14 protein-coding genes are annotated in these 12,542 nt (G+C 55.1%); all 14 read right to left on the bottom strand.

The genetic code is table 11. From position 1 onward, the window contains the following. Position 1 precedes the first annotated feature (1 nt). The gene (hprK, locus tag KJ970_02795) at positions 2-1,033 is read right to left on the bottom strand and encodes an HPr(Ser) kinase/phosphatase (GenBank protein MBU2689828.1); all 1,032 of its coding nucleotides are present in this window, start codon (positions 1,031-1,033) and stop codon (positions 2-4) included. Then, complete coding sequence (gene raiA / locus KJ970_02790) at positions 1,002-1,574, bottom strand: ribosome-associated translation inhibitor RaiA (GenBank protein MBU2689827.1); 573 nt, start codon at positions 1,572-1,574, stop codon at positions 1,002-1,004. The genes hprK and raiA overlap by 32 nt, the downstream gene beginning before the upstream one ends. A 40-nt stretch (positions 1,575-1,614) precedes the next feature. After that, positions 1,615-3,012, bottom strand: coding sequence for an RNA polymerase factor sigma-54 (gene rpoN / locus KJ970_02785; protein ID MBU2689826.1), 1,398 nt, complete (start codon positions 3,010-3,012; stop codon positions 1,615-1,617). A gap of 18 nt (positions 3,013-3,030) precedes the next feature. Beyond that, a complete protein-coding gene (lptB, locus tag KJ970_02780; GenBank protein ID MBU2689825.1) occupies positions 3,031-3,822 on the bottom strand; it encodes an LPS export ABC transporter ATP-binding protein in 792 nt (263 codons plus the stop codon). Then, positions 3,794-4,483 carry an LPS export ABC transporter periplasmic protein LptC gene (gene lptC / locus KJ970_02775; GenBank protein MBU2689824.1) on the bottom strand — a complete coding sequence of 230 codons (690 nt, stop codon included), beginning with the start codon at positions 4,481-4,483 and terminating at the stop codon, positions 3,794-3,796. The genes lptB and lptC overlap by 29 nt, the downstream gene beginning before the upstream one ends. Positions 4,484-4,661: 178 nt before the next feature. Further along, a complete protein-coding gene (locus KJ970_02770) occupies positions 4,662-5,675 on the bottom strand; it encodes a KpsF/GutQ family sugar-phosphate isomerase (GenBank protein ID MBU2689823.1) in 1,014 nt (337 codons plus the stop codon). Next, positions 5,672-6,472 (bottom strand): 3-deoxy-8-phosphooctulonate synthase, encoded by an 801-nt coding sequence (kdsA, locus tag KJ970_02765; GenBank protein ID MBU2689822.1) that lies wholly within the window; start codon positions 6,470-6,472, stop codon positions 5,672-5,674. The genes KJ970_02770 and kdsA overlap by 4 nt, the downstream gene beginning before the upstream one ends. 46 nt (positions 6,473-6,518) lie before the next feature. After that, the gene (locus tag KJ970_02760) at positions 6,519-8,156 is read right to left on the bottom strand and encodes a CTP synthase (protein ID MBU2689821.1); all 1,638 of its coding nucleotides are present in this window, start codon (positions 8,154-8,156) and stop codon (positions 6,519-6,521) included. Then, entirely contained in the window at positions 8,149-8,931 is a 783-nt protein-coding gene (gene kdsB / locus KJ970_02755) for a 3-deoxy-manno-octulosonate cytidylyltransferase (GenBank protein MBU2689820.1), read from the bottom strand. Before kdsB ends, KJ970_02760 begins: the two co-directional genes overlap by 8 nt. A 233-nt stretch (positions 8,932-9,164) precedes the next feature. Then, positions 9,165-9,422: a 50S ribosomal protein L27 gene (gene rpmA, locus KJ970_02750; GenBank protein MBU2689819.1), complete on the bottom strand. Its 258-nt coding sequence runs from the start codon at positions 9,420-9,422 to the stop codon at positions 9,165-9,167. A gap of 1 nt (position 9,423) precedes the next feature. Continuing rightward, complete coding sequence (gene rplU / locus KJ970_02745; GenBank protein ID MBU2689818.1) at positions 9,424-9,786, bottom strand: 50S ribosomal protein L21; 363 nt, start codon at positions 9,784-9,786, stop codon at positions 9,424-9,426. A gap of 146 nt (positions 9,787-9,932) precedes the next feature. Next, positions 9,933-11,474, bottom strand: coding sequence for an Rne/Rng family ribonuclease (locus KJ970_02740; protein MBU2689817.1), 1,542 nt, complete (start codon positions 11,472-11,474; stop codon positions 9,933-9,935). A gap of 275 nt (positions 11,475-11,749) precedes the next feature. Continuing rightward, a complete protein-coding gene (locus tag KJ970_02735) occupies positions 11,750-12,253 on the bottom strand; it encodes a hydrogenase maturation protease (GenBank protein ID MBU2689816.1) in 504 nt (167 codons plus the stop codon). Positions 12,254-12,315: 62 nt separating this feature from the next. Further along, positions 12,316-12,540 (bottom strand): sulfurtransferase TusA family protein, encoded by a 225-nt coding sequence (locus KJ970_02730; protein MBU2689815.1) that lies wholly within the window; start codon positions 12,538-12,540, stop codon positions 12,316-12,318. Positions 12,541-12,542: the final 2 nt, after the last annotated feature.

Below are 12,542 nucleotides of genomic sequence, written 5' to 3'. Positions count from 1 at the left end.
GCTACTCCGGATCATCACGGGCCAATCTCTCCAGATTGGCTTTTCGGCGCAGCACCTCAAGGAGATTATCGCTGAAATGTTCAGCGGGATTGTACCCGTAGGCCTTTACCAAATAATTGAGCGCAATCGTTTCAGCGATCACGGAAATGTTCTTTCCTGGGATAATGGGAACGATCACCATGGGTATCTTCACACCGAGGATCATCGTTTCCTTCTCTTCCAGCCCAAGCCTCTCGAAATCTTTGGCGGCCTCCCACTCTTTGAGAACGACTTGAAGCTCGATCCGCTTCTGCGCGCGGATCGAGCGAATACCATACATCGCCTGCACATCGATGATGCCGATGCCGCGAATCTCCATGAAACTGCGGGCCAGCTCGACGCCCCGTCCGATCAATACGCTCTTATGGCGTTCTTTGACGTGAACAACATCATCCGCCACCAGGCGATGGCCCCTTTCGACAAGATCCAGACCGCATTCGCTCTTGCCGATTCCGGAACGTCCCGTAAAGAGGAGACCGACTCCATAAACATCAACCAGCGTCCCATGAACACTGGTAAAGGGAGAGAATTGCTCGTTGAGAATCGATGCCACGACCTGAATGAAATCGGTCGTGGGCAGCTCGCTTTGTAAAACAGGGATTTTGTTCGCTGTGGCCAGTTCCAAAAGATCATCCGGTGGATCCAAGGATCGGGAAAGGATGATGCAGGGAATGTCGAATCGACACAGATTCGCCAGAGCCTTCCGGCTCTCTTCTCGGCTGAGTGTCTTCAGATAGGAGACTTCCGCCTTCCCAAGGATTTGTATCCTGTCCTTTGGAAAGTGAGCGTCATAACCCATCAGTACGAAACTGGGACGGCTGATATCCGTTGTGCCGATATCCCGGTCGGTATCATCCAGAGGCGTCAGAGGATGCAACTTGAGCTCATCACGGGATTTCTCGTAGAAATCCCGGATCTTCAACCGCTCCTGTTGAACCCGTCCTTGTAACGACGACAGATTATCAGAGGGCTTCTGCGAATCCGACATTTCCATCGGGCCTCATATAGACAAGGCTTACAACGCCTGTTTTCTCATTGCGGAAAAGGAGGACATCTTCCTCTTGCAGACGCAATTCATCCACGGCTTTGGAAACCGTGGTCGGCTCCGTCCTGAAAATTTCCTGCCGCGGGACGACAACCGGAGGATAGGATTCATCTTCCTGGACCTCATCGACCGGCTCTTCCTCTTCGACAAAGCCGGGTTCGGCCGATGTCATCACGCGACGGGACGATTGGCGCCGCGCCTTGCCGCGATCCTTGAGACGCGCCCTGATTTTTTTGACCTGCCGCTCCACTCGATCCACGACACGATCAATCGATGTGAGGAGATCGCTCGATTCGTCGCTGCTGACAATATTTGTTCCTTTGGCCCTTAGGGTGACCTCTGCAACGTGCCGGTACTTCTCCTTGTTGATGATGAGATGCACTTCCTGGAGGTCGCTTACATAGCGCTCCAGCTTCCGGAGTCTCTTTTCTGCGTGTTCACGAATCTCCGGGGTCAACTCGGTATGCCGGGCAGTGGTAATGATATCCATTGATTTTCCTCCTCCTGATTACGGGGAATCCCCCGCTTGGCTAAACCCGACGTCTCATCCGGGCATTCAAGACGCCCATCTGATCCCGGTACTTGGCGACGGTCCGGCGCCTTATTTGAAACCCCTCATCGTTCAAAATGGCTCCAAGTTTGTCGTCGCTTAGCGGATGAAGCTTATCCTCTTGATCAATGAGCGTCTGAAGCCTGGCCTTGACGGCCTTTGAAGAGGCATCGCTGCCGGCATCCGTCTTGATTTTGGATGAGAAGAAATATTTTAAATGGAAAACACCACGCGGCGTTTGGACATACTTATGGCTCGTCACGCGGGCCACGGTGGCTTCGTGCACACCGACAATGGTCGCGACATCCTGAAGCACCATGGGCTTGAAATGCGATATCCCCTTATCGAAGAAATCCCGCTGCAGATCGACGATGGTCTTCATCACTTCGACCATCGTTTTCCTCCGCCGCTCAACGGCGAGAATAACCCACCTGGCGCTCGAGAGCTTCCTCTCGACATAGGTCCTGGTCTTGTCTCCCCGGTCTTTGTCCCCCCTGAGGATGTCCGCATATGCGGAGGAAATTCGCAGGCGGGGAACATTGCGATCATTGAGGAAGACTTCATAGTCGCCGTCCACTTTTTCAACAATCAGATCCGGATAGATATAGGGGGAATCCGCCACCGCCAGATCCCGTCCGGGATGGGGATCCAGGTGAGAGATGACATCCAATGCGTCTTGTACATTCTCAAGTGAAACGTGCAATTCACGGGCGATTTCGTTGATCCGCCTTTTCGCCAGATGATCGAATGTTTCCGCCACAATCCTATAGGGCAGTTTGCCCTCTCCGCCCCTTGCCCTCAGCTGAATCATCAGACATTCTTGGAGATTCCGGGCCCCAACGCCGGGAGGCTCAAGATTCTGGATCTTGCCGATGACAGACTTGACCTTTTCCGCATCTAGTTTCAGCAGTTCAGCCAATTCCTCGGCCTCAATGGTAAGCCTGCCGTTTTCATCGATCGATCCAATGATAAACTCTGCTATTCTACCTTCTTCAGCGTCCACCGTGACGAGCCGGACCTGATTGAGAAGGCTTTCATGCAGGGTCGGGGTACTAACGGGTGTCTTCTCTATTCGTTCCAGCTCCTCGCGCTCACGGCGAGGGCTTTCCCAGGAGTCGCGGTCATTGAGAAAGTCCGACCAGTCCGGGGCCTCCACCTCTTCTTCTTGTTTGTCGTTGGACGGCTCCTCAACCGCGGTCTGTTCGGTGAGTTCGACATCTTCCTCTTGTTCGAGAAGCGGGTTGCTTTCGAGGTATTGTCTCAGCTCGTGCTGAAGTTCCAGGGTCGGCAGCTGGAGAATCTTCAGCGCCTGCTGGATTTTCAGCGTGATGATCGGTTTCTGCTGCAACCTCGGCCCGAGATGTAATCCCTGTCTCATCTCCATCAACATCAATCCTCAAAGTCTGAAATTCTCTCCCAAATAAATCTTCCTCGCCCAGGCGTCATCGATGAGATCCTGAGCCCGGCCGCTGATGCGGATCTTTCCCTCATACATGAGATAGGCGCGATCCGTGGCGCTAAGGGTTTCGCGAACGCTGTGATCCGTGATCAGGATTCCCAAACCACGGGCCTTCAACCGGAGAATAATTTGTTGAATCTCCTGAACAGCGATCGGATCGATCCCGACAAAAGGTTCATCAAGAAGTATATAGGATGGATTCGTCACCAGCGCCCGGGTGATCTCAACACGGCGTCGTTCACCGCCGGAAAGATGATAACCCCGGCGATCAGCCAAGGGAGTGAGATCAAGCTCGCCCAGAAGTTCTTCACAGCGACTCTCCCGTTCCTTTCGGGAAAGCCCGCGGGTCTCAAGAATGCCCATGATATTTTCCCGCACCGTCAGCCGTCTAAAAATCGACGCCTCTTGTGCAAGATACCCGATCCCCAAACGCGCCCGCCGATAGAGGGGTTCATTCGTAATATCCTTTTCGCCGAAGTGGATACTTCCTGACTTGGGACGGAGCAGGCCGACGATCATATAGAAGGTTGTCGTCTTTCCCGCGCCGTTGGGACCGAGCAGCCCTACGACTTCCCCGGGCGCCACATCGAGAGAGACGTCATCGACAACCCTTAACTTTCCATAATATCGGACCAGATGACGGGCCTCAAGGACCGCTCCCTTGGGAGCCTGAATCCCGCCGGCCGTCTCGTGCGTTATCTCAGTTGAATTCGCGCTCAAGACTTCCATCCTTATCTCGAAGCGTTCCTTTGACATCCTTATGGATGACATACGAGTTGAGATCGATATCCGAAGTGATCCCAATGCCGGTTAAAACACTTTGCCCTTCCGTAATCTTCACCGGCGTCTCTGTATGGATCTTTCCCGATAGGCGATCCCATCTCAACTCGGGTGTCTCCAAACGTATGCTGTCAGCGGTCACAACAACAACATCGCCCTCAGCCAACAGGTCGCGCGTCTTCTCGTCGACCGTTCCACCCAAAGAGGTCAAAACGGATTTTTCCGTATGGTCCTTTTCATCGTAGAAAACGATGCGGACCCCCTCCAACTGGGTCGGTTTATTTTCGAACTTGAGAGCCCGATCGGCCCACAGGGTCCATCGCAGAGCGCCATTTTCCGTCTCCCGGAGGACCAGGCCCTCGATCACCTGATCGGGGAGGTTTTCGGGCCTGGGAATGACATCTTCCCTTTCCTTGGGGCCACAGGAAGTGAGAATTATAGCGACAAGGAAAGCCCCAAAAGGCAGGGCGCGGCTCCATCCATTCGAAAGGGCCATCACTCGTGGTAAACCATTGACCATAAGACTCGATTCCTTCATTTCTAACCGGTTCCCCGGCAAGAAGGTACGGAGACCCCGCAGCGCCCCGGCGGGACACGCAACGGGAGCCATTCCTATCAATCATGACGGTAATCGACCTATAGGAAGGAAGCAAGCAGGGCTCATGCCAATTCAACGATTCGTCTTCCCCGAGCGATCTCATACTCTTTCATCGGCACGTTGGTGGTCTATCTCTCGTGGGACCTTGCTCTTGGAGGAATAAATCCAGCCGGGAAGGGATCAAAGGTTCCTAAGACTCCTGATGCGGGGAGGTCCGGAGGATGTCATGGATATGAAGGATTCCGATGGGCCTCAGCTCGTCATCCACGACCACGAGGGATGTGATAGCGCCCTCCGGATTGTTCTCCATCCGGTTGAGGGCGGAAAGAAGAAGTTCATCATCACGGATCGTTTTGGGCTCCTTGGTCATGACCTCCGCTACCATGAGAGCCTTAATATCTCCATAGCGATGCAAAATCCGTTTGATATCTCCATCGGCGACAACTCCAGAGAGCCTGCCCGCCTCATCGACGACGCAGGTTAAACCGAGACGTTTTTCAATGATGACGACAAGGGCTTCCTTCAGGGAAGTCTCTTCAGTCACAAGGGGCATGGCGCTCCCCGAATGCATCACATCAGCGACTCTGAGGGTCGCCTGGCGCCCGATCACACCGCCGGGGTGCAGAAACCGAAGATCTTCGAGGGAGAGCCCACTGCGTTGAAAGATGAGAACAGTGAGAATGTCACCCAAGACCTGGAAGACGGTATTCGAGACGGTCGGGAATTCGCCCAACTCGGGAATCTCTTCCACATCTCCGAGCGGGAGATGGCAGTCGACCCGTTCGGCCAGAGAGTTTTCATTTCCGCAGGTCGCCGCAATAATCGGGATGCCGATCCGCCGGAGTGTCGGGATGAGAGCGAGCAGTTCCCCCGTTTCGCCGCTTCTTGACAGGAGTAATGCCACATCGGAGGAGGTCACGAGACCCAGGTCGCCATGAATCGCCTCAACCGGGTGCAGGAAAAAGGCCGGCCGGCCGGTGCTTCTCAAGCTTGCCGCGATGCGCTGCCCAATGATGCCCGGTTTTCCAACGCCTGAGACAATAACCCGTCCGCGGGACAGGCACAGCAGATCCACTGCAGCGCCGAGATCCGATTGCTCGAGCAAATGGCTCAGTTGTTCAATCGCCCGGATTTCCGTCCCCAGAATCGCAGTGACTTTCTCCATTTCGGAAAGATCCAGACCCTTTGAAAAGGACCGCGTCATTCTTCGTCCTCACTTTGGGTTTCTCTGTCCCACAAAAAGCGGCGGAGTTCCGCCATCTCATCGAGAAAGGCGGGAACAGATTCCAAGGGCAGCTGGGTCGTTTGGTCACTCAAGGCCTGTTCGGGATCGGGATGGACCTCCAGGAAGATTCCCTCGGCGCCGGCGGCCAGGGCGGCGCGGGTCAGCGGACGCGCGAATCGGCGATCCCCACCCACTCCGGGATGCTGCAAAGAATGGGTCGCATCATAGATAGTCAGCGCCGGCATTTGCCGGAGAAGGACGAGGCTTCTCATGTCGACGACAAGATTCCGGTAGCCGAAACTCGCCCCCCGCTCGGTCAGTAGAACCTCGGCGTCGGGCCGGATCCTGCGGATCTTTTCCACCGCTTCCAGCATATCTTCGGGGGCAAGAAATTGCCCCTTCTTGACGTTGATTGTCCGGCAAGCCCGGGCGCAAGCCTGCAACAAGGGAGTCTGCCGGCAGAGAAAAGCGGGAACCTGAAGTATTTGTACAACCTCAGCGGCGGCCGACGCCTCATCGGCGGAATGAACATCGGTCAGCAAATCGACACCGAGCCGCTCCCGAACATGAGAGAGGATGCGCAGCCCGTCCTGAAGACCGGGTCCCGATGGGGATTCGGCTTTTGTCCGGTTTGCTTTTGTATAAGAGCTCTTAAAAATGTACCGAATCCCTCTTTCGAAGCACCATTGCTTCATCTTTTCCCCGACTTCCATCATAAGATCGGGCGCTTCGACAACGCAGGGGCCGGCGATCACCAGAAGCTGCCCGGGATCCATCGGTTCTCCCAGAAGAGGGAGGTTTCGGCGGTTGGGGTTGTTATCGTTAGGCTGGGACATCGGTCACACAGGCTCCGGATTTGCTATGACATACAGACGCGGCGATGAAGGCCTTGAACAGGGGGTGCGGATCCCGCGGCCGGCTCTTGAGTTCAGGGTGAAATTGAACGGCGACATACCAAGGGTGATCGTCCAGCTCAATGATCTCCACAAGGTTGTTCTCGGGGTGGATCCCCGTCGCCCTCAGGCCGTGAGCCGCCAAAGTGTCAAGATAGGCATTGTTAAACTCATAACGATGGCGGTGGCGCTCCTGCACCTCATCACTTCCATAGGCTTCGCGGGCCTGGCTGTCGGGGTCAAGGCGGCAAAGGTAACCGCCCAGTCTCATCGTGCCCCCCTTGGGCAGATCGGGACGCTGCTCCGGCAGAAGCGAAATGACGGGGTAAGGAGTATCGGGATTGAACTCCGTTGAATTAGCATCCTCCATCCCAGAGACGTTGCGGGCGAACTCGATCGTTGAACAATGCATCCCGAGGCAGATCCCGAAAAAAGGAATGCGGTTTTCGCGCGCATACTGAATCGCTTGAATCATCCCCTCAATGCCCCTTTGTCCGAAACCGCCGGGCACGAGAAGCCCATGAATGCCCAGCAGGTTGGCCTCGGCGCCATCCTCAAGGATCTTATTGGATTCAACCCAGCGGATGCGAACCCGCGTTCGATTTGCCGTCGCTCCATGCACCAAAGCTTCAACAAGACTTTTATAAGCATCGTGCAAATAAGTGTACTTCCCGCAAACGGCGATTACAACTTCTTTGTCGGCGCCCTTGATGACGGATACGAGTTCCTCCCACGATTCAAGCTTCGGTTCGCCCGCTGAGATTTGGAAGTGACTCAAAGTCAGCCGGTCCAGCCCGCCGGCGTGGAAATGCAAGGGAACCTCGTAAATCGATGCAACATCGACGGCGGGGATAACAGCCTCGGAGGAGACATTGCAGAAAAGGGCGATCTTTTCTCTCAGTTCCCTCGATATCATCTCTTCACACCGGCAAAGGAGGATATCGGGCTGAATACCAATCTCCCGCAGACCCTTGACACTGTGCTGTGTCGGTTTTGTTTTATATTCCCCGGCGGCTTTGATGTAGGGAACCAAAGTCAAATGTATAAAGAGCGTGTGTTCTCTTCCCAAATCCAAACGGAGCTGCCGGATCGCTTCGAGGAAGGGCAGGGATTCGATATCCCCGACGGTCCCGCCGATCTCAATGATCGACACATCGGCGTCGGACGCCGCGGCATTCTCCACCATCCGGTGTTTGATTTCATCGGTAACATGCGGGATCACCTGCACGGTCTTGCCAAGATAATCCCCCCGCCGCTCCCGGGTGATAACGGTATCGTAAATCTGCCCCGCCGTGACATTATTCGCCTGCCCCAGATTCAAACCGGTGAACCGCTCATAGTGGCCGAGATCGAGGTCGGTCTCCGCTCCATCATCGGTTACAAAAACCTCACCATGCTGATAGGGGCTCATTGTGCCGGGATCGACATTGAGATAGGGATCGAATTTCTGCAGCGTGACTTTCAGCCCCCGCTCCTTGAGAAGCAGTCCCAGTGAAGCGGCCGCAATACCCTTCCCCAGTGATGAAACAACACCGCCGGTGATAAAAATAAAATGTCGCTCACGCATCGATTGAGCCACTTCCTCCTCCTCTTCCATGTTGACTCCCATGGCGATCCAATGCCGCCAAATCTTCCGGAGTATCGACCGCAATCGATTTCCAGGACCCGATCAGGACCCTGATCTTCCAACCCATTTCCAAAGCCCTCAATTGCTCCAAGCCTTCGGCCCTCTCCAGCGGCGAAGGTTGTGCTTGTACAAAAGACCGGAGGGCCTCCCGGCGGAAGCCGTAGAGCCCGACATGGCGGTAGACAGCCACCGTTTCGTTCCACCCCGCCCGATCATATGGGATCGGGGCCCGGGAAAAATACAGGGCGTTGCCCTCGGCGTCCAGGACCACCTTGACGACAGATGGGTTGCGCCACTCCTCCACATCCTTCATCGGATGGGCCAGCGTCACCATCTCCACCGGCGTCTCCCGCAAGGCGGAGGCCAGCAAGGAGAGGGATGCCGGATCGACGAGCGGTTCATCCGCTTGGATATTCAACACGGCATCCGGGAGCGGCCGGCAGCCTTCCACGACCTCCCCCACCCGATCGGTTCCACTGGCATGGGCGGGCGATGTCCGGCAGACTTGCGCTCCGATGGAACAGGCCTCATCAAAAACCCGGTCATCATCAACGGCGATCCAAAGATCGTCCAATTCTGCGACGGATGCGGCGCGGCGGTAGACATGCTCGAGAATGGTGCGGCCCTTCCATCTCGCCAGGACTTTTCCGGGAAAGCGGGTGGAAGCAAAACGCGCGGGAATAACGCCGATGACCCTTTGCTTTGTTAAACTCATTCCTCCGCACCTGAATGTGAGATCCACGACGGATGGAGAGTAGGATGCCCTCCGGCACCTGTCAACGACAAGGGTCCCGGGGCACCGGCTTCTTTTAATCCCCCAAGAGAATCCCTGGGCGGCTCTCTCCCCTCTCGTATTTCTGAAGACCGAAATTCCTGAAAAATAGAGGAAACCCGCCCAACGGTGGGCGGGAATCTCTTGGAAGAACCTGAATTTCTGAGATTCGGCGTTTATGCCGCGGGAACAATATGGACCACCTTCCGCGATTTTCCGGACCTCTTGAATTCAACAACACCGTTGATGAGCGCGAAGAGCGTATCATCTTTGCCCCGGCCGATATTCTTTCCAGGGAGAATCCGCGTTCCGCGTTGCCGGATGATAATGCAGCCGGCCGTGACCTTCTGGCCACCGAATCTTTTCACCCCTAAATATTGGGGATTGGAATCCCGACCGTTCCGGGAAGATCCAACACCTTTTTTATGGGCCATCCTATTCCCCTCCCTCGGTCTCTTTCGCGATGGGCTTGGCCACGCGCCCGGATCCGACATTGATATCGAGGATCCTCAATTCGGTGAGATCGGAGCGGTATCCGTTTCTCCTACGGTAAGCCTTACGCTTCTTATACTTGGCGACAATAATCTTCTTGCCTCTGAGATGGGAAACCACCTCTGCCGCAACGTGCGCGCCGGCAACCGTAGGCCGGCCGATGAGAACCTCATCGCCGCCGCCGACAAGCAAAACATCGCTAAGGGTCACCGAATCCCCAACTTCCGCCTTGTAGCAGGGCACCTGAATCCGATCATCAGGGCTGACCCTATATTGAAAACCTTGAAAAGCGACAACCGCATACATCGTTATATCTCCGTTATTTCTCTCCTGGCACAAAAAATCGATACTATCGAAGAGCTTGATAAAGGTCAAGGGGTCAAATGGGATGGAATTCCGAATCATCCGCCCCGAAACAGGATCCCACGGGGGCCGGCCGGGGCCTCATCCCCTTATTTCGATTTGGGTTGGAAATCCTCGGTCACATCTTTCTGGGTCCGCGGGAAGAAGATCCGAATCTCATCCCGTTTCAACCGGGGATCCTCGCGAATATCGAGGCGCATCCCCCAGTTTTTCTCGAGCTCCGCCATCCGCTCCGCCCGTTCATCCAGCAGGTAGCCGGCTACCACAGGGTGAATGCGGATTTGCACCTGCCGCTCGCCCGATTGGGCATGGATCCGTTGCAGAAGGCGCTCGAGTTTCAAAGAGGTGGTGCTCAAGGAAAAGATCTTTCCCGCCCCTTCACAGGTTGGGCAATCCTGTGTGAAGTAATGGTAGAGACTGGGCCGCTCCCGCTGCCGCGTCATCTCGACGATCCCCAGATCAGAGATCGGATAAACCTTTGTCCTGGCGCGGTCACCCCGCAGGGCCTGGCGGAAGGAGTCATAGACCTGGCGCTTGCTCGATTCCATCTCCATATCGATAAAATCGATGATCACGATACCGCCCATATCCCTCAGGCGGAGCTGGCGGGCAATCTCTTGCCCCGCTTCGAGATTCGTCTTTAAGATCGTTTCTTCCTGATTCTTCTTGCCGGTGAACCGCCCTGTGTTCACATCGATCGAAACGAGGGCTTCTGTATGATCGATAACGATATATCCGCCCTTTTTCAGCCAGACCTTATGCTGCAAAGCCCGCTCGATCTCGGTCTCGATCCCATATTCATCAAAAATCGGCCCCTCACCTTTATAGAGCTTGATCCGGCCCTTCAGCTCGGGGGTAAACGATTTGAGGTACCCGAGAATCGATCGATAGATCTCCCGCGAGTCAATGACGACGCGGTTGACCTCTTCCGTAAAGAGATCGCGAATCAGACCGGTAACGAGGGTCATCTCCTGATGGACCAGGGCGGGGGTTTCCATGTCGGCGGACTTTGTTTCGATATCGTGCCAGAGATCGACAAGATATTGGACATCCTGCTCGAACTCCTTGTGACCCTTACCCTCTCCTACCGTGCGGCAGATAAGGCCGGCATTCCCGGGTTTGAGTTCCCGCAGGATAGTCTTGAGACGGTACCGTTCTTCCCGATCCTCGACCTTCCTGGAGACACCTATATGGTCCATGCCCGGCATGAGAACGAGATAGCGGCCCGGCAAGCTGATACGCCCGGAGACTTTTGGCCCCTTGGTTCCGATCGCCTCCTTGACGATCTGGACGAGGATCTCCTGCCCCTTCTCCAAGACATCTTGGATCTCGATATTTCTGGCCGTTCGGCGATAGTTGGCATCCGCTTCGTCATCCAATTCGAATTCCTTGAAATCAATCATCGCCTGGAGCATGTCAGAGGCATGTAAAAACGCGGTTCGACTGAGGCCGATATCGATAAAAGCAGCCTGCATTCCCGGAAGGACGGCTGTTACCCTGCCTTTGTAGATATCTCCGACGATGCGCCGCTCCGTCGTCCGCTCCACGAGCAGCTCAACCAGCGTGGCGTCTTCCAAAACGGCGATCCGGGTCTCCATCGGCTCGGCGTTGATAACAATCTCACGAAACACAACTCTTCTCCTCTAGTAATGTAGGCGCCCGATGGGCCACAAATTATCACAGTCTTCTGATTCCGTCCATGGATGGTACCCTCAGAGGTCAGGCATTCTCCATACCACTCTACCAAATCGTAAAACTCTATGAAATACAATGTGTAACGCAGTATCTCGAAGAAAAAATGCCGGCGCTGGAAGATTCATCTGTGAGGTACAGTGGTCCTCGGAACGGATCGCCGGAACCCGTCCGACTTTCCCAGGCGGCAGGTGTGGAAACCCTGGAGGTTATCTCAACATTTTGAAATGTAATCCGTTACCAATTTCGACACCATTTCAGCGGCGATGGGAACAGCGGAGGAAACCTCGGGGGTCAGAGACTCCCCGAAATCCTGGCATGTCTCGCCCACCTCAATAGCCACCACCCCGATGAGATTCGGGGTTCGGTAGCCCAATTTCCGGCCCATCCTAAGGGCTGAGGGCAGATTCAGCATATGGGCCGAGGGAGGGGCGGCGTCACCGGAGATCAGGTCGTCCCCTTGCAGGAAGCGAACATGCCCCGGAACCGATTCGGTGGAGAAAAAAGCATCCACAACGAGAAGGGCGTCATATCCCTCAACTTCGTAAAGGAGATCATATCCACCGATGCAAAGTGTCCGGAAGTTCACGGGGATATCACCGGCAAACCGAGCCCTGTCCTCTTGGACGAGTTCTACAGTCCTTATTCCCGCGCCGTCATCGGTCAGAATCGGATTGCCGAGTCCAAGGACACACAATCCCCTAGATTGAGTCTTCATTGGACCCGGCATCTCCTTCCTGTCGGACTCCGGACTCAGGCGCCGACTCGACCTAGGCGAAATTAGAATTGAACCTGAGCCTTGAATTGACCGCCCCCCAAAGCGTTGCAGGCAATGAGGACCTTGCCCTGCTTCTCGCACCACTTTTTAATGTCGACAGGAAATTCAGGGCAATCGGCGCTTATCTCGAGCACCGTACCCGGTGCCAGCTTTCTCGACACGATCGCCATCTTGAGAACAGGTTGAGGGCACTTCATACCAAAGCAGTTGAGCATTTCGGTAGCCATTG

The sequence above is a fragment of the Candidatus Eisenbacteria bacterium genome (genome assembly GCA_018831195.1).
In the GTDB taxonomy this organism is placed as follows: Bacteria; Eisenbacteria; RBG-16-71-46; order CAIMUX01; family JAHJDP01; genus JAHJDP01.
This window is presented reverse-complemented; position numbering and strand designations above follow the sequence as displayed.